Origin of the sequence: Streptomyces sp. NPDC004542, assembly GCF_040610035.1 — a bacterium.
Taxonomy (GTDB): domain Bacteria; phylum Actinomycetota; class Actinomycetes; order Streptomycetales; family Streptomycetaceae; genus Streptomyces.
This window is the reverse complement of the sequence record NZ_JBEXLP010000027.1, coordinates 1-16,395: the sequence shown is the minus strand read 5'-3', so window position 1 is coordinate 16,395 and position 16,395 is coordinate 1. Positions and strand designations below refer to the sequence as shown.

The following is a 16,395-nucleotide window of genomic DNA, read 5'->3' as shown; positions in this document are numbered from 1 at the left end:
GGACGGGCGAGACCAGGGCAAAGTCTACCGGCGCTCCTCCGCCTCCCGTGGGGCCTCCCGGCGACGGGAGCGGGGGAGGACCCGCAGCGCGTCCCCTATGTCCGCCACTTCCAGCACCTTCATCCCGGACGGGACCTTGCCCGGATCGCCCGGTACGAGCGCGTGCGTGAAGCCCAGCCGGTGCGCCTCGGCGAGCCTGCGCTGCACGCCCGTGACCCGTCTGACCTCGCCCGCGAGGCCGACCTCACCGATGGCGACGAGGTTCTTCGGCAGCGGGGTGTCACTGGCGGCCGAGGCCAGCGCGAGGGCGACGGCGAGGTCCGCGGCCGGCTCCGACAGCTTCACGCCGCCGACCGTCGCGGAGTAGATGTCCCGCTTGCCGAGCGCGCTGATCCGGCCTCGCTGCTCCAGCACGGCGAGCATCATCGACACGCGTGAGGTCTCCAGGCCGGACGTCGTCCGCCGCGGGGAGGGGATCTGTGAGTCGACGGTGAGTGCCTGCACCTCCGCCACCAGCGGGCGGCGCCCCTCCAGGGTCACCGTCAGGCACGTACCGGGGACCGGTTCGTCACGACGGGTCAGGAAGAGCCCGCTCGGGTCGGCGAGTCCGGTGATGCCCTCGTCGTGCAGTTCGAAGCAGCCGACCTCGTCCGTGGCCCCGTACCGGTTCTTCACGCCCCGCACCAGGCGGAGCCGGGCGTGCCGGTCACCCTCGAAGTGCAGCACCACGTCCACGAGGTGCTCCAGCAGCCGGGGTCCCGCGATCGCCCCGTCCTTGGTGACATGGCCCACCAGCAGCGTGGACATGCCGCGTTCCTTGGAGGCACGGATGAGGGCGCCGGCCACCTCCCGCACCTGGGCCATGCCGCCGGGCGCACCGTCGATCTCCGGGGAGGCGACCGTCTGCACGGAGTCCAGGATCAGCAGGGACGGCTTGACCGCGTCCAAGTGCCCGAGCACGGCCGACAGATCGGTCTCGGCCGCGAGGTAGAGGTGGTCGTCGATGGCCTTGATCCGATCGGCGCGCAGCCGCACCTGGCTCGCCGACTCCTCACCCGTCACATACAGGGTGCGGTGCTCGTCACTCGCCGCCTTCGCCGCGACGTCCAGCAGCAGCGTCGACTTGCCCACCCCCGGCTCGCCCGCCAGCAGCACCACAGCGCCCGGCACCAGCCCGCCTCCGAGCACCCGGTCCAGCTCGGGCACCCCCGTCGAGCGCGCGGTCGCCTGGCGCCCGTCCACCTGCCCGATGGGCACCGCGGAGCTGGTGACCCGTCCCGGCGCCGTCGTACGCACCGCGGGCGCGCCGTACTCCTCGACCGTGCCCCACGCCTGGCACTCGGGACAACGGCCGAGCCACTTGGCCGTCTGCCAGCCGCATTCGGTGCAGCGGTAGGACGGGCGGTCCTTGGTGGTCTTCGTACGGGCAGCCATGCGGAAACCGTAGCCGAGCCCACCGACAACGCCGACGGCACGGACCGGCCGTCCGGAGCCGCCGGGGCTCGGCCCCGCGATCGAGGGCCCTGTCCCCTTATGAGGGATCGTTTCACCCGTACGGATTAAATGTGCTCAAGCCGCCGGAATGGCCCATCCCCAGCCGCCTACGGTCGCACGGGTGATGAGCACCAGTCCGGAGACCTCGACCCGCACCACCGGCGCCCACAGAGCGCACCGGGAAGCGCGCGATCGTGCTGCGGCGCGCACGTTGGCGCAGCAGCCGCCCGCGCGCTACGAGCCCTACCTGGACGGCCTGTTCACCTACTGCCTGTCCGTGCTGTGCGACCACGAGGCCGCGACCGCCGCGCTGGGCGACGTCCTCGCGTTCGCCGAGCGGCGCGGGCGGCGGGTGCCGCAGGAGGTGGGCGACCGCAGGGCCTGGCTGTACGCGCTGGCCCGCTGGGCGTGCCTGCGCAAGCTGGCCGAGGCCAAGCAGAAACGTCAGGCCACGCGCGCGGCGGGCCGCGCCCGGGCCGGGAAACGGCAGGTCACCGGCCCGCCCGTCCCGGCGGAGACGCAGGAGCAGCGGCGCCGCGAACTCGCCCTGCTCGCCTGGCCAGAGGCCGCCGGGACCAGCCCGGAGCAGCGTGAGGCGCTCGAACTCGCCGTGCGCCACCATCTCGGCGCCCAGGAGGTCGCCGCCGTCCTCGGCATGGACCTCACCGCCACCCGCGAACTGCTGGCCTCCGCCGCCTGCGAGGTGGAGCGCACCCGCGCCGCGCTCGCCGTCGTCGAGGCCGGCGGCTGCCCCGGCGTGGACCGGCTCGCCGGCGAGGACCAGCTGGTGCTCAGCAGCGCCCTGCGGCGCGAGCTGGTGCGGCACGTCGACGACTGCCCGCGCTGCCGCCGCACCGCCGAGCGCGCGGTCCCGGGACACTGGCCCGGTGCCACGGTCACCCCCGCCGAGCTGCCCGTCCTGCAGGCGCCCCGCGCGGAGCTGCACGTCGCCCTGGCCCACGGCCCGCGCGCGCGGGGCACCGCCGCGCCCCGCCTCGACCGGCGCGGCTTCCCCATGGACCCCAAGGACCGTGCCGCCCGCCGGGACCGCATCCGCGCGCGTGCCGTCACCACGACCGTCGTCGCCACCGTCGTCGCCGCCCCCGTACTGGCCCTGTGGGCGGCGCACCGGGGCACCCCGACCGGGGAGGGTCAGGACGGCCGTGCCGCCACCGCGCGCGAGGCGCACGGTCCCGCCGGCCTCGACGGCGACCCGGCCGACGGCTACGAGAACGCCGGGAACGCCGGCGTCCCCGGCAGGAGCCTCGCCAAGGACGGCTCCTCCGACGTCTCCGTGGAGGTGGTCAGCGTCCCCGGGGCCGGGCACAAGGGGGCGGGACACCTGACGGTCACGGCCGGCACCAGCGGCGACACCACGCTCGTCACGCTCACCGCGTCCGGGCCCTCCCCGGTCCGCTGGTCGGCGACCACCTCCGCCGACTGGCTCTACCTGAGCCGCCCCTCGGGAACCCTCCGGCCCGGCGAATCGTTCACGATCAAGGTGTACGTCGACCAGTTGCGCGAGCCCGCCGGCCACTGGACCGCACAGGTGGCGATCGCCCCGGCAGGCTCCGCCGTCTCGATCGAGGGGTACGGCACCGCCCCCACCGGCCCCTCCAGACCGGCGGACCCGCCCCCGGGCACGCACCCCGACCCGGCCCCCACGGCCTCGGCGCCCACCGGCCCCTCACCCACCGGCCCATCCAGCGACCCGACCCCCACACCGAGTACGTCGTCCACACCGCCCACCGATCCCGGAACCCCGACGTCCCCACCGACCGACGGCGCCACCCCGTCCCCGCCGGACAGCCCGGCCGACGGGTCCTAGACCGGGTCCGCCGGATGCGGAGCGACCAGCGGCAGCTGCGAGGCCAGGCGCTGTTCGCACAGTTCGGCGAGCCGGTCGTAGCCGGCCTTGCCCATCAGCTCGGTCAGCTCGGCCCGGTAGGAGACGTAGACCGGCTCGCCCGCGCCGTGGGCCGAGGTCGCCGACGTGCACCACCAGTGCAGGTCGTGGCCGCCCGGACCCCAGCCCCGGCGGTCGTACTCGCCGATGGACACCTGCAGCACCCGGGTGTCGTCGGGCCGGTCGATCCAGTCGTACGTCCGCCGGACCGGCAGCTGCCAGCACACGTCCGGTTTGGTCTCCAGCGGCTCGCGGCCCTCGCGCAGGGCCAGGATGTGCAGCGAGCAGCCCGCGCCGCCCGCGAAGCCGGGCCGGTTCTGGAAGATGCAGGAGCCCTGGAAGGGCCGGGTCTGCCGGGAACCGTCCTCGTCCTCGGAGACCCAGCCGCGCGCCAGCCCCTCGTCGCGCTGCTGCCAGATGTCCGGCGTGAGCCTCGCCACATGCTCGGCGACCCGCTTCTCGTCGTCCTCGTCGGAGAAGTGGGCACCCAGCGTGCAGCATCCGTCGTCCGCGCGGCCCGCCTGGATGCCCTGACAGCCGCTGCCGAAGACGCAGTTCCAGCGAGAGGTCAGCCATGTCAGATCACAGCGGAAGACCTGCTCGTCGTCCGCCGGATCAGGGAACTCCACCCACGCGCGCGCGAAGTCGAGCCCCTTCTCGTCACTTGCCCGCGTCGAGGATTTGTCGCTCTTCGCCTTTTTCGTCTTTGGCACGCATCCAGGGTAAGTGGCCGGAGACCGCTCCGGGGCCTGAGGACCGGGGTACTGGCAGTAGCGTTCCGTCCATGAGACTCGGTGTCCTGGACGTGGGTTCCAACACGGTGCACCTGCTGGTGGTGGACGCACACCCCGGCGCGCGCCCCCTGCCCGCGCATTCGCACAAGGCCGAGCTGCGGCTCGCCCAGCTCCTCGACAGCAGTGGCGCCATCGGCTCCGAAGGCGTCGACAGACTGGTCGGCGTCGTCCAGGACGCCCTCCAGGCCGCCGAGGACAAGGGCGTCGAGGACCTGCTGCCGTTCGCCACGTCCGCGGTCCGTGAGGCGAGCAACGCCGACGAGGTGCTGGCCCGGGTCCAGGACACCACCGGCGTCGAGCTCCAGGTCCTCACCGGCGCCGAGGAGGCCCGCCTCACCTTCCTCGCCGCCCGCCGCTGGTTCGGCTGGTCGGCCGGGAAGCTGCTCGTCCTGGACATCGGCGGCGGCTCCCTGGAGATCGCCTACGGCATCGACGAGGAACCCGACGCGGCCGTCTCCCTCCCGCTGGGCGCGGGCCGGCTCACCGCCGGCTGGCTGCCCGGCGACCCGCCCGCCCCGGAGGCGATAAGGGCACTGCGCCGCCATGTGCGCACCGAGATCGCCCGCACCGTCGGCGAGTTCACCCGCTTCGGTGCCCCGGACCACGTGGTCGCCACGTCGAAGACCTTCAAGCAGCTGGCCCGCATCGCCGGCGCCGCCCGCTCCGCCGAGGGCCTCTACGTCCAGCGCGAGCTCAAGCGCGAGTCGCTGGAAGCCTGGGTCCCCCGCCTGGCGGGCATGACCGCGGACCAGCGCGCCGAACTCCCCGGCGTCTCCGACGGCCGCGCCGGCCAGCTCCTCGCCGGCGCCCTGGTCGCCGAGGCCGCGATGGACCTCTTCGCCGTGGAGAACGTCGAGATCTGCCCGTGGGCGCTCAGGGAGGGCGTGATCCTGCGGCGACTGGATCACATGGGACCGGTGTAGGGCACCCGTGGGACCGGCGCCCTGTACCCGTGGGACCGGCGCCCTGTACCCGTGGCACCGGTGCCCTGTACCCGTGGGACCGCCACAGAGCACCCCCGCCACACCGCACCCGCACCACAGAGCACCCGCGACGAGCCACGGACGACCGGCGCCCGCCCGTGGCAAACCCCACAACGGCCCATAGGTACCCCGCATTCCGCATACCGCAGCCCGTAACCTGTCCCTCATGGCAGAGCCCGTCCGCATCCCAGATGCGAAGGTCGCCCTCTCCACGGCCTCGGTGTATCCGGAGTCCACGGCGACGGCCTTCGAGATCGCCGCGCGCCTCGGCTACGACGGCGTCGAGGTCATGGTGTGGACCGACCCGGTCAGTCAGGACATCGAGGCGCTCCGCCGCCTCTCCGACTACCACGGGATACCGGTGCTGGCGGTGCACGCGCCCTGCCTGCTCATCACCCAGCGGGTGTGGTCCACCGACCCCTGGGTCAAGCTCCAGCGCGCCCGGGCCGCCGCCGAGAAGCTCGGCGCCGGCACCGTCGTCGTGCACCCGCCGTTCCGCTGGCAGCGGCAGTACGCCCGGGACTTCGTCACCGGGATCTGGCGCATGGCGAACGAGACGGACGTACGGTTCGCGGTGGAGAACATGTACCCCTGGCGCTACCGCGACCGCGAGATGCTCGCCTACGCCCCCGACTGGGACGTCACCCAGGACGACTACCGGCACTTCACGATCGACCTCAGCCACGCGGCGACCGCCCGCACGGACGCCCTCGACATGCTCGGCCGGATGGGCGACCGCCTCGGCCACGTCCACCTGGCCGACGGCCGGGGGTCGGCGAAGGACGAGCACCTGGTCCCCGGCCGCGGCACCCAGCCCTGCGCCGAGGTGCTCGAGCGGCTCGCGCTGACCGGCTTCGACGGCCACGTCGTCATAGAGGTCAACACCCGGCGGGCGATGTCCGGTGCCGAACGCGAGGCCGACCTCGCCGAGGCCCTGGCCTTCACCCGCCTGCACCTGGCCTCCCCGGTGAAGGTGCCCCGGCGGTGACCGGGACGACCGGTGCCCGCCGCCGCGGCCGGCCCCCGCGCACCGAGTCGGCCGGCACCCGCGACCGCATCCTCACCGCGGCCCGCGAGGAATTCTCCGAGCGCGGCTACGAGAAGACGTCCGTGCGCGGCATCGCCAAGGCCGCAGGCGTCGACTCCGCGCTCGTCCACCACTACTTCGGCACCAAGGAGCAGGTCTTCGAGGCGGCCGTCGCGGTCGCCTTCGCGCCCGCCCTGAACGCCCCCGACGCGGTGGCCGCCGGGCCGCTGGAGGGAGTGGGGGAGCGGCTGACCCGCTTCATCTTCGGCGTCTGGGAGAACCCCACCACCCGTACGCCCCTGCTCGCCATCGTGCGCTCAGCCGTCGACAACGAGACCGCGGCAGCCGTCTTCCGCCGCCTCGTCTCCGCCCAGCTGCTGCGCCGGATCGCCGTACAACTGGATCTCCCGGACGCCGAACTGCGCGCCGAGCTGGCGGCCGCGCAGGTGGTGGGGTGCGCGATGCTGCGCTACGTGATCAAGGTGGAGCCGCTGGCGTCGGTGGACCTGGAGCAGATCGTTGCGCGGGTGGCGCCGGTGGTGCAGGGGCACCTGACCCATCCCTGACAGTCCAGGCAGCCCTGGCAGCCCCGACAGCCCTGACGGTCCGGTCCCGGTACTCCTGACAGCCCGGATGGTCCTGACCGCACCGCGTCCGTGGAACACGTGTCCCGTATCCCGGACACCCGCGTCCATCCCTTGGAGTGTCGGCGTACGCTCGTAGGGAGTCAGAACTCTCTGGCGGAAGCCCCCGCCGGATGGTCTTCGAAGGAGCGAGCGACGATGCCCGAGCTGAGGTCCCGCACAGTCACCCACGGCCGCAACATGGCGGGCGCCCGCGCCCTTATGCGCGCCTCCGGTGTACCCGGTGCGGACATCGGCCGGAAGCCGATCATCGCGGTGGCCAACTCCTTCACCGAATTCGTGCCCGGCCACACCCACCTGCAGCCGGTCGGCCGGATCGTCAGCGAGGCGATCAAAGAGGCGGGCGGCATCCCGCGCGAGTTCAACACCATCGCCGTCGACGACGGCATCGCGATGGGCCACGGCGGCATGCTCTACTCCCTGCCCTCCCGCGACCTGATCGCGGACAGTGTGGAGTACATGGTCGAGGCCCACTGCGCCGACGCCCTGGTCTGCATCTCCAACTGCGACAAGATCACCCCGGGCATGCTGATGGCCGCCCTGCGCCTGAACATCCCGACGGTCTTCGTCTCCGGCGGCCCGATGGAGTCCGGCCGCGCGACCCTGGTCGACGGCACGGTCCGCACGCTCGACCTGGTCGACGCGATCTCCGACGCCGTGAACGACAAGATCTCGGACGAGGACATCCTCCGCATCGAGGAGAACGCCTGTCCGACCTGCGGCTCCTGTTCCGGCATGTTCACCGCCAACTCGATGAACTGCCTGACGGAGGCGATCGGCCTCTCCCTCCCCGGCAACGGCTCGGTCCTCGCCACCCACACGGCCCGCAAGCAGCTCTACGTCGACGCGGCCCGCACGGTCATGGACCTCACCCGCCGCTACTACGAGCAGGACGACGACACCGTCCTGCCGCGCAGCATCGCCACCTTCCAGGCCTTCGAGAACGCCATGGCCCTGGACATCGCGATGGGCGGCTCCACCAACACGATCCTGCACCTGCTGGCCGCGGCCGAGGAGGCGGGCGTCCCCTTCGGCCTGGAGCAGATCGACGCGGTCTCCCGCCGGGTCCCCTGCCTGGCGAAGGTGGCCCCGAACGTCGCGAAGAACCGCACGTACTACATGGAGGACGTGCACCGCGCCGGCGGCATCCCCGCCCTGCTCGGCGAACTGCACCGCGCGGGCCTGCTCAACGAGGACGTGCACGCCGTGCACAGCCCGTCCCTGGCGGACTGGCTGAAGACCTGGGACGTGCGCGGCGGCTCCCCGTCCGCCGAGGCGGTCGAACTCTGGCACGCGGCCCCCGGCTGCGTCCGCTCCGCCGAGGCCTTCTCCCAGTCCGAGCGCTGGGAGGCCCTGGACGAGGACGCGGCGGAAGGCTGCATCCGCTCGGTCGAGCACGCGTACTCCAAGGACGGCGGCCTGGCGGTCCTCTGGGGCAACCTGGCGGCCGACGGCTGCGTGGTGAAGACGGCGGGCGTCGACGAGTCGATCTGGACCTTCGAGGGCCCGGCCGTGGTCTGCGAGTCCCAGGAAGAGGCCGTCCAGCGGATCCTCACCCAGGAGGTGAAGCACGGCGACGTCGTCGTCATCCGCTACGAGGGCCCCAAGGGCGGCCCCGGCATGCAGGAGATGCTCTACCCGACCTCGTACCTGAAGGGCCGGGGCCTGGGCAAGACCTGCGCCCTGATCACCGACGGCCGCTTCTCCGGCGGCACCTCGGGCCTGTCCATCGGCCACGCCTCCCCGGAGGCGGCCTCCGGCGGGACCATCGCCCTCGTCGAGGACGGCGACCGCATCCGCATCGACATCCCGAACCGCACGATCGAACTCCTCGTCGACGAGGCGGAACTCTACCGGCGCGAGCACGCCCTGAACGGCGTCCACGCCCCCCGGAACCGCGAGCGCAAGGTGTCGGCCGCGCTGCGGGCGTACGCGGCGATGGCGACCAGCGCCGACAGGGGCGCCGTGCGGGACGTGTCCAAGCTGGGCTGAGCCGGCCGGCTGGGCCGAGGGGCCGCTCCTTCACCGGGGGCAGCCCCTCGGCCTGTCACCAGGTCACCAGGTCAGCGAGTCAACGGGTGAGCGGGTGAACCGCTCACCAGCCCGCCGGATCGTGGCCGTCGACGGCGAAGACGGTGCCGTCGGGCGCGGAGGCGTAGACGCGGCCCTTGATGACCACCGGCTCCGGCAGCGTGGCCGTCACCCGGTCCGCGCGCGTGCCGAGCCGGGCCCGGGTCTGCCCGACGAGGGCGCCCGTGCGGGCGTCCACGGCGAGCAGCCGCCCGTCGGGAGTGCTGACGTACACATGGCCGCCGTCGGCGACCGGCGTCGAGCCCCGGATCACGGAGGTCTGCAGCCGCCACAGCCGCCGCCGCGCGCCTGTGTCCACGGCCTCCAGCGAGCCCCCGGTGGCCAGGAGGTAGACCACGTCCCCGCGCACGGTGGCGTGGGCGTCCTCGAGGGACACGGACAGGGCCACCCGCCGTGCCGTCCGGGACGCGGGGCTGTAGCGGACGACCGCCTGCGTGGCCCCGTAGACCCGGTCGACGGCGAGGAAGTAGGCCGATCCGCCGCTGGTTCCGACGGGCCGCAGCGATCCGTCGAGCAGGGCCTCCCAGCGCACGTCACCCGTGCCCGGGTCCACCGCGGTGACCCGGGTGCGCGACCCGTCGGCCGAGGTGCTCGTGGTGTACGCCACCCGGTCCCCGGTGAACCAGGTGAACAAGGGCATCGTCTGCCCCGGAATCCGGTGGTGCCACTTCGTCCGGCCCGAGGCGCTGTCCACGCCGGTGACCGTCCCGTCGGCCGCGGTGAGCAGCAGGATGTCCCCCGCGAACCGCATCCCGCCGCCCGCGGGTACGTCCTGCTGCCGGCGCACCGTGCCGGACACGGGATCGAGCGCCGCCACGCGCCGCCCCTGGTCCGTCAGGACCTGCACCAGCCCACCCGACAGCACGGGCGCTCCGCTGCCCAGCGACGTGGCGGCGGAGCGCCGCCAGAGCAGACTGCCGTCGGAGGGGGAGAGGGCGTAGACCCGCCCCGACTGCGCGCAGACCAGCGCGGCGGTGGTGGCGGAGCACTGGGGCATCCCGGCGTCCCCGGATCCGGGCTTCTCCGCCCATGGCATGAACCCGTCGGCCGACGCCCCGGCCGCCACGGTGTGCGAGCCGCCCCCGGCCGGCTGGGGACCTGAGCCGTCGGCCAGCCGCACCGAGGCCACCGCACCGCCGACGACGAGAGCGAGCACCCCGGCAGTCAGGGCCGCCCACCGGACCCGGCGCCGCCGAGGCCGCCCTCCGGACTCCGTGGGCCGGGGTCCCGTGACCTCGTACGCCGCGACTTCGGGCGCGGCGACCGGCGCGGCGACTTCGGGCTGGTCGACTTCGGGCTCCGCGGCCTCGGGCTCCGCGGCCTCAGGTTCCCCGGCCTCAGGTTCCGCTACGGGCTCCCCGTCCGCCGGTTCTCCGTCCGCCCGTTCCCCGTCCGCCCGTTCCCGGTCCGTCCGTTCCCCGTCCGCGGACGTCGGCACGCTCGTACGCTGTGCCGGTATGAAGGTCTGCGTGTCGTACGAGGCCGCCACCGACCGCAGTTCCCGCATCAGCGCGTCGGGCGTGGGCCGCTCCTCCGGCTCCTTGGCCAGGCAGCGCAGCACCAGCGGCGCGAGGTTCTCCGGTACGCCGGTCAGGTCGGGCTCGTCGTGCACGACCTGGTACGCGACGACATAGGGGCTGTCGGAGTCGAACGGCCCGCGCCCGGTGGCCGCGTGCACCATGACCGACCCCAGGGCGAAGACGTCGGCGGCCGGGCCCACCTCCCGGGGGCGCCGGAACTGCTCCGGTGCCATGAACGGCGGAGTGCCGATCAACTTCCCCGTCTCGGTGCGCAGTTCGCTGTCCTTGGGGCGGGAGATGCCGAAGTCGATGACCTTCGGCCCGTCCTCGGCGAGCAGCACGTTGCTCGGCTTGAGATCGCGGTGCACGACCCCCACGCGGTGGATGTCGCGCAGTGCCTCGGCCAGTCCGGCCATCAGCCGGCGCAACCGGTCCGGGGACATGGCCCCGTGCTCCTTCACATGGCCGGCGAGGGTCTGTCCCGGGATGAACAGCGTCGCCATCCAGGGCCGTTCGGCCTCCGGATCGGCGTCCACGACGGGCGCGGTGAACGCACCGCTCACCCGCCGGGCGGCGGCCACCTCCTGCCGGAACCGGCCACGGAACTCGGGGTCCCTGGCGAACTCCGCGTGGACGACCTTCACCGCGACCTTCATGCCCGAGGTGCTGCGGGCCAGGTGCACGACGCCCATCCCACCGGAGCCCAGGCGCGACTCCAGGTGGTAGTGACCGGCGTACTCCGGAAGTTCCGCTTCCGCGCCCGCTCCGGCGTTCCGCTGTGGCGCCATGGGACCACCCCCGTGCTGTTCGTCGGCGCGCGCGACGCACGGAGCCTAGTCGATGACCCTTGCGGAACAGAGGCGGCTTGCTGGCGTTCGCGTGCGAATCACGCACATGTGTTTCGTGGCCTGATTTCGGGGAATCAACGGGGCCCCATGGCAGTCATGGGGATCGAACGGGGGAGTTCACATGTCTGTTGCAGACGTCGGAGAAGTCGAGGGCGGGGACGGGATCGAGGTCGTCACCACCGCGGTCGAGGCAGCCGCGGCCGTGCAGTACTACTCGGTCGCCCCGGGCGTCCAGCTCAATGTCCGCAGTGGCCCCGGTACCAACTACAGCCTCGTCCGCACGCTGGCCGAGGGCGCCAAGGTGCCGATCTACTGCCAGACGCCGGGCCAGACGATCACCGGGCCGTACGGCACCAGCAAGATCTGGGACAACATCGCAGACGGCCAGTACGTGTCCGACGCGTACGTCCGCACGGGCAGCGACGGCTACGTGGCCTCGCGCTGCTCCTGACCCGCCCCGGAGCCCGCCGCGCCGTCCGGCCATAATCGTCCCGTGAGCGACGGAACCGGCACCCCGGACACCACGGCGGGCTCCCCGGGCGGCACCCCCGGCGACGGCCCCCGCCCCGAGCCCCTGCGGTTCTTCGGCACGACCTGGGTGAACCACGACCACGGCTACGCGGTCCGCCGCGCGGCCGTCACCGCCGGCTCCCTGGCCGCGGCCGTCGCCTCCTGCGTCGTCCTGCGCTTCGCCTACCAGGGGCTGGAGATCGCGGGCAGCGGGTCCTTCGTGACCGTCCTGGTCGTCGCGATGTTCGCGATCTGCAGCGCGCTGGCCTTCCGCAACACCTGGGACGGTTTCGGCAGGCGCCTCGACCCCGCCCGCCAGGCCTCCCTGCGGGGCCTGCTGGCCATCGGCTTCGTCGGCTCCCTCGCCGCCTACTTCTTCCGCTCGCTCATCGAGGCCCCCGGCGAGAAACTGCACCGCGCCACATACGAAGAGGCCCGCGCCCGGCACGGCCGCCGCAGCTCACACCGCACGGGGAATCCCGCCAAGAAGCGCCGCAAGGCGTAGCGCGCGGGGCGAGGCGGAAGGAAGGCGTCCCCGGCAATCCATTAATCCAGGGCATGCTCCGGGTTCAGCGGCCAGCATGACCGTATGGCCATCATTCCCTCACCGTCGCCGTCGCACTTCTCCCGGCGGGCCCACTCCTTCAACGCCGCGGCCGCCCAGTACGCCGCGCACCGCCCCTCCTATCCGCCCGCCCTCTTCGACACCCTCGAGGAACTCACCGGCCGCCCCCTCGACGGCTCCCGGGTCGTCGACGTCGGTGCCGGCACCGGCATCGGCACCGCGCTGCTGCGCGCCCGCGGTGCCGACGTGATCGCGGTGGAACCCGGCGACGGCATGGCGGCCCAGTTCCGCCGCACCCTCCCCGACGTCCCGCTGGTCCGGGGCGACGGCAACGCTCTCCCGCTGGCCGACGCCTGTGCCGACCTGCTCACCTACGCCCAGTCCTGGCACTGGACCGACCCGGCCCGCGCGGTCCCGGAGGCGCTGCGCGTGCTGCGGCCCGGCGGGGCCCTCGCGCTGTGGTGGAACACCAGCCCCCTCGACGTCCCGTGGCAGGAGGCCCAGGCGAACCGCATCGGGTGCCATTTCGGCATCGAGCGCCCCGAGGACCGGAACGCCGACGCCGACCGTTCCGCGCTCGCCGACCCCAGCGGCCGCCTCGGCTTCACCTGCCGCACGGTCCGCTGGAGCCGGCACGTCCCCGTCGACACCCACCTCGCCAACCTCGGCAGCCACTCGGCCTTCCTCGTCCAGGACCCGGCGACGGCCGCCGCCTTCCTCGCCGAGGAGCGCACCCACCTGCTCGCCGCCTTCCCCGGCGGCACGGTGGAGGAGGTCTACGACGTGGAGCTGATGGTGGCCGTCGCTTGACGGCCACCAGGCCCGGGCGCATTATTCATCACATGATGAATTACGTGCCCGGGCCTCCGGGACCCCCCGCCGACCCCGCGTCGGCCCCGGCCGTCCAGGCCTCCTCCCTCACCGTCGCCCGAGCCCCCCGCACCGTCCTGCGCGGCCTCGACTTCACCGTCCCGCGCGGCAGGATCACCGGCCTGCTCGGCCCCTCCGGATGCGGCAAGTCGACCCTCATGCGAGCCGTCGTCGGCACCCAGGCCAAGGTCACCGGCACCCTCCAGGTCCTCGGCCGGCCCGCCGGCCACCCCACCCTGCGCCATCGCATCGGCTACGTCACCCAGGCCCCGTCCGTCTACGACGACCTGACCGTCCGCCAGAACCTCGACTACTTCGCCGCGATCCTCGACCCCGGCCGCCCGCACGCCCGGACGCGCTCGCGCGGGGGCACCCGCACGGCAGCCGAGCGCCGCCACGACACCGTCGCCCGAGCCATCGCCGACGTCGACCTCACCACCCACGCCGACGCCCTGGCCGGAAACCTCTCCGGCGGCCAGCGCAGCCGCGTCTCCCTCGCCGTTGCCCTCCTCGGCACCCCCGACCTGCTGGTCCTCGACGAACCCACCGTCGGCCTCGACCCGGTCCTCCGCCGCGACCTGTGGCACCTCTTCCACGACATCGCCGCGACCCGCGGCGCCACCCTCCTGATCTCCTCCCACGTCATGGACGAGGCCGAGCGCTGCGACCACCTCCTCCTCATGCGTGAGGGCGAGATCCTCGCCGACGACACCCCCGACGCCCTGCGCACCCGCACCGGCGCCGAAACCGTCGAGGCGGCCTTCCTGAACCTGGTGGACGAGGCGGCCTCCGGAGGCCGCTCGAAGGAGACGGCACGATGACAAGCAGAGTGCGCGCCACCGCGGCCCGGGTCCTGCGCCAGCTGCGCCACGACCCGCGCACCGTCGCGCTGATGATCCTGGTCCCCTGTCTGATGCTGGTCCTGCTGCGCTACGTCTTCGACGGCAGTCCGCGCACCTTCGACACCATCGGCGCCTCGCTCCTCGGCATCTTCCCGCTGATCACGATGTTCCTGGTCACGTCCATCGCCACCCTGCGCGAACGCACCTCCGGCACGCTCGAGCGCCTCCTCGCCATGCCCCTGGGCAAGGCCGACCTCATCGCCGGGTACGCGCTCGCCTTCGGCGCCCTGGCGATCGTCCAGTCGGCACTCGCGACCGGCCTCGCGGTCTGGTTCCTGGGCCTCGACGTCACGGGCAGCCCCTGGCTGCTGCTCCTCGTGGCCCTCCTCGACGCGCTGCTCGGCACAGCCCTCGGCCTCTTCGTCTCGGCCTTCGCGGCCTCCGAGTTCCAGGCGGTCCAGTTCATGCCCGCGGTGATCTTCCCCCAGCTCCTCCTCTGCGGCCTGTTCACCCCCCGCACCGACATGCACCCCGCCCTGGAGGCCGTCTCCGACGCCCTGCCCATGTCGTACGCGGTGGACGGCATGAACGAGGTCCTCCGCCACACCGACATGACGACGGCCTTCGTACAAGACACCGTGATCGTCGCGGGCTGCGCGCTCCTGGTACTGGCCCTGGGCGCGATCACCCTGCGCCGCCGAACGGAGTGAGCCCCCGGCGGGGTGCAGGGGCGGAGCCCCTGGGGGCGGGAATGGGCAGGGGCGGCGGGGGCGGGAACAGCATCCCGCCCACCGGACACCGGCCCACTCCCCGCACCCCCGGTGCGAAAATGACCCCATGACCCAGAAAGTCGCAGTCCTCGGCACGGGCAAAATCGGCGAAGCCCTGCTCAGCGGAATGATCCGAGCCGGCTGGTCCCCCGCAGACCTCCTGGTCACCGCCCGCCGCCCGGAACGCGCAGAAGAACTCCGCACCCGCTACGGAGTCACCCCGGTCACCAACGCCGAGGCCGCCAAGACCGCCGACACCCTCATCCTCACGGTCAAGCCGCAGGACATGGGCACGCTCGTGGACGAACTCGTCCCCCACGTCCCCACCGACCGCCTGATCATCAGCGGCGCCGCCGGCATCCCCACCGCCTTCTTCGAGGAACGCCTCGCCCCCGGTACCCCGGTCGTCCGCGTCATGACGAACACCCCGGCCCTCGTCGACGAGGCCATGTCCGTCATCTCCGCCGGCACCCACGCCACCGCCGAACACCTCACCCACACCGAGGAGATCTTCGGCGCCGTAGGCAAGACCCTCCGCGTCCCCGAGTCCCAGCAGGACGCCTGTACCGCCCTCTCCGGCTCCGGCCCCGCGTACTTCTTCTACCTGGTCGAAGCCATGACCGACGCCGGCATCCTGCTCGGCCTGCCCCGGGACAAGGCGCACGACCTGATCGTCCAGTCCGCGATCGGCGCGGCGACCATGCTCCGCGACAGCGGCGAACACCCGGTCAAGCTCCGGGAGAACGTCACGTCCCCCGCCGGTACGACGATCAACGCCATCCGCGAACTGGAGAACCACGGCGTACGGGCCGCCCTCATCGCCGCCCTCGAAGCCGCCCGCGACCGCAGCCGCCAGCTGGCCTCGGGCAAGAAGGACTGAAAGGTACGCCTCGCCAGGAGCCCTGGAGGGAGAAGCGAGAACGGCCGCCGGGGCGGCGGCCGTTGCATGCGTACGTGAGCGCGGCCGCCGTCAGGCGGCCCACCCCTGCTGGTTGCACGTACGCGACGTCATGGCCACACGTATGCCGCGACGTGCCCTCCCGCAGCGAGTTGACACACCCCGACCCGATCCGTAAGGTACTTCGAGTTGTCCGACGTGAGAGCCGACTCCGGTCGGTCCCCGGACAGCCATTCCGTAAGTACCAGCCACTGCTCGGCGATACGTCGCCGTGTTGCTTGGCGCGTGTATGAGCGAAATGAGGAATCCGCGTTCGAAAGGACGCAGCCCCCGATTAGCTCGGGAGCGAGGAATCCGCTAAAGTCTCACTCGTCGGAACGGCCGAAGAGCCCGGAAGACAAGCCCGCCGACGGGGAATCGGACGCCGAAAGGATCTGATAGAGTCGGAACCGCCGGAAAGGGAAACGCGAGAGCGGAAACCTGGAAAGCACCGAGGAAATCGGGTCGAGAAAAGATCTGATAGAGTCGGAAACGCAAGACCGAAGGGAAGCGCCCGGAGGAAAGCCGCGAGAGAGTCTCTCGGGTGAGTACAAAGGAAGCGACCGTTCCTTGAGAACTCAACAGCGTGCCAAA

At 72.6% G+C, this 16,395-nt stretch carries 14 protein-coding genes; 11 read left to right on the top strand and 3 right to left on the bottom strand.

What is annotated here, in order from left to right; all coding sequences use genetic code 11:
• Positions 1 to 24: 24 nt before the first annotated feature.
• Positions 25 to 1,434, bottom strand: coding sequence for a DNA repair protein RadA (gene radA / locus ABZX30_RS17245; protein ID WP_355934254.1), 1,410 nt, complete (start codon positions 1,432 to 1,434; stop codon positions 25 to 27).
• Positions 1,435 to 1,615: 181 nt separating this feature from the next.
• On the opposite strand from radA, the gene ABZX30_RS17240 reads away from it, so the two are divergent.
• Positions 1,616 to 3,322: a hypothetical protein gene (locus ABZX30_RS17240; RefSeq protein ID WP_355934252.1), complete on the top strand. Its 1,707-nt coding sequence runs from the start codon at positions 1,616 to 1,618 to the stop codon at positions 3,320 to 3,322.
• Here ABZX30_RS17240 and ABZX30_RS17235 read toward each other — a convergent pair.
• Positions 3,319 to 4,113 (bottom strand): hypothetical protein, encoded by a 795-nt coding sequence (locus ABZX30_RS17235; RefSeq protein ID WP_355934250.1) that lies wholly within the window; start codon positions 4,111 to 4,113, stop codon positions 3,319 to 3,321. The genes ABZX30_RS17240 and ABZX30_RS17235 overlap by 4 nt on opposite strands.
• Before the next feature lie 71 nt (positions 4,114 to 4,184).
• On the opposite strand from ABZX30_RS17235, the gene ABZX30_RS17230 reads away from it, so the two are divergent.
• The 4 genes from ABZX30_RS17230 to ilvD all read left to right on the top strand — a co-directional run bounded on the left by ABZX30_RS17230 (position 4,185) and on the right by ilvD (position 8,840).
• Positions 4,185 to 5,117 carry a Ppx/GppA phosphatase family protein gene (locus ABZX30_RS17230; protein ID WP_355934249.1) on the top strand — a complete coding sequence of 311 codons (933 nt, stop codon included), beginning with the start codon at positions 4,185 to 4,187 and terminating at the stop codon, positions 5,115 to 5,117.
• A 226-nt stretch (positions 5,118 to 5,343) separates the two neighbouring features.
• The gene (locus tag ABZX30_RS17225; protein WP_355934248.1) at positions 5,344 to 6,165 is read left to right on the top strand and encodes a sugar phosphate isomerase/epimerase; all 822 of its coding nucleotides are present in this window, start codon (positions 5,344 to 5,346) and stop codon (positions 6,163 to 6,165) included.
• Entirely contained in the window at positions 6,162 to 6,770 is a 609-nt protein-coding gene (locus ABZX30_RS17220) for a TetR family transcriptional regulator (RefSeq protein ID WP_355934247.1), read from the top strand. Before ABZX30_RS17225 ends, ABZX30_RS17220 begins: the two co-directional genes overlap by 4 nt.
• Before the next feature lie 216 nt (positions 6,771 to 6,986).
• Positions 6,987 to 8,840, top strand: a complete 1,854-nt coding sequence (gene ilvD / locus ABZX30_RS17215) for a dihydroxy-acid dehydratase (RefSeq protein ID WP_355934245.1) — start codon at positions 6,987 to 6,989, stop codon at positions 8,838 to 8,840.
• Positions 8,841 to 8,943: 103 nt separating this feature from the next.
• Here ilvD and ABZX30_RS17210 read toward each other — a convergent pair whose 3' ends face one another.
• On the bottom strand, positions 8,944 to 11,247 hold the full coding sequence (locus tag ABZX30_RS17210; RefSeq protein ID WP_355934243.1) for a PQQ-binding-like beta-propeller repeat protein: 2,304 nt from the start codon (positions 11,245 to 11,247) through the stop codon (positions 8,944 to 8,946).
• Between the two features lie 181 nt (positions 11,248 to 11,428).
• On the opposite strand from ABZX30_RS17210, the gene ABZX30_RS17205 reads away from it, so the two are divergent.
• From ABZX30_RS17205 to proC, 6 genes are all read left to right on the top strand, one after another.
• Positions 11,429 to 11,758, top strand: a complete 330-nt coding sequence (locus ABZX30_RS17205) for an SH3 domain-containing protein (RefSeq protein ID WP_355934241.1) — start codon at positions 11,429 to 11,431, stop codon at positions 11,756 to 11,758.
• A gap of 42 nt (positions 11,759 to 11,800) precedes the next feature.
• The gene (locus ABZX30_RS17200; RefSeq protein ID WP_355934240.1) at positions 11,801 to 12,322 is read left to right on the top strand and encodes an EamA/RhaT family transporter; all 522 of its coding nucleotides are present in this window, start codon (positions 11,801 to 11,803) and stop codon (positions 12,320 to 12,322) included.
• Positions 12,323 to 12,406: 84 nt separating this feature from the next.
• The gene (locus ABZX30_RS17195; RefSeq protein WP_355934238.1) at positions 12,407 to 13,192 is read left to right on the top strand and encodes a class I SAM-dependent methyltransferase; all 786 of its coding nucleotides are present in this window, start codon (positions 12,407 to 12,409) and stop codon (positions 13,190 to 13,192) included.
• 32 nt (positions 13,193 to 13,224) lie between these two features.
• The gene (locus tag ABZX30_RS17190; RefSeq protein ID WP_355934236.1) at positions 13,225 to 14,073 is read left to right on the top strand and encodes an ABC transporter ATP-binding protein; all 849 of its coding nucleotides are present in this window, start codon (positions 13,225 to 13,227) and stop codon (positions 14,071 to 14,073) included.
• Complete coding sequence (locus ABZX30_RS17185; RefSeq protein WP_355934235.1) at positions 14,070 to 14,804, top strand: ABC transporter permease; 735 nt, start codon at positions 14,070 to 14,072, stop codon at positions 14,802 to 14,804. The genes ABZX30_RS17190 and ABZX30_RS17185 overlap by 4 nt, the downstream gene beginning before the upstream one ends.
• 127 nt (positions 14,805 to 14,931) lie before the next feature.
• Complete coding sequence (gene proC, locus ABZX30_RS17180; protein WP_355934234.1) at positions 14,932 to 15,744, top strand: pyrroline-5-carboxylate reductase; 813 nt, start codon at positions 14,932 to 14,934, stop codon at positions 15,742 to 15,744.
• The last annotated feature ends 651 nt before the right edge of the window (positions 15,745 to 16,395 follow it).

What these genes read in the sequence shown, in the direction of transcription:
- ABZX30_RS17205 (WP_355934241.1), top strand. Translation starts at nt 11,429, where the DNA reads ATGTCTGTTGCAGACGTCGGAGAAGTCGAGGGCGGGGACGGGATCGAG.
- ABZX30_RS17185 (WP_355934235.1), top strand. Translation starts at nt 14,070, where the DNA reads ATGACAAGCAGAGTGCGCGCCACCGCGGCCCGGGTCCTGCGCCAGCTG.
- radA (WP_355934254.1), bottom strand. Translation starts at nt 1,434, where the DNA reads ATGGCTGCCCGTACGAAGACCACCAAGGACCGCCCGTCCTACCGCTGC.
- ABZX30_RS17225 (WP_355934248.1), top strand. Translation starts at nt 5,344, where the DNA reads ATGGCAGAGCCCGTCCGCATCCCAGATGCGAAGGTCGCCCTCTCCACG.
- ilvD (WP_355934245.1), top strand. Translation starts at nt 6,987, where the DNA reads ATGCCCGAGCTGAGGTCCCGCACAGTCACCCACGGCCGCAACATGGCG.
- ABZX30_RS17195 (WP_355934238.1), top strand. Translation starts at nt 12,407, where the DNA reads ATGGCCATCATTCCCTCACCGTCGCCGTCGCACTTCTCCCGGCGGGCC.
- ABZX30_RS17190 (WP_355934236.1), top strand. Translation starts at nt 13,225, where the DNA reads ATGATGAATTACGTGCCCGGGCCTCCGGGACCCCCCGCCGACCCCGCG.
- proC (WP_355934234.1), top strand. Translation starts at nt 14,932, where the DNA reads ATGACCCAGAAAGTCGCAGTCCTCGGCACGGGCAAAATCGGCGAAGCC.
- ABZX30_RS17210 (WP_355934243.1), bottom strand. Translation starts at nt 11,247, where the DNA reads ATGGCGCCACAGCGGAACGCCGGAGCGGGCGCGGAAGCGGAACTTCCG.
- ABZX30_RS17230 (WP_355934249.1), top strand. Translation starts at nt 4,185, where the DNA reads ATGAGACTCGGTGTCCTGGACGTGGGTTCCAACACGGTGCACCTGCTG.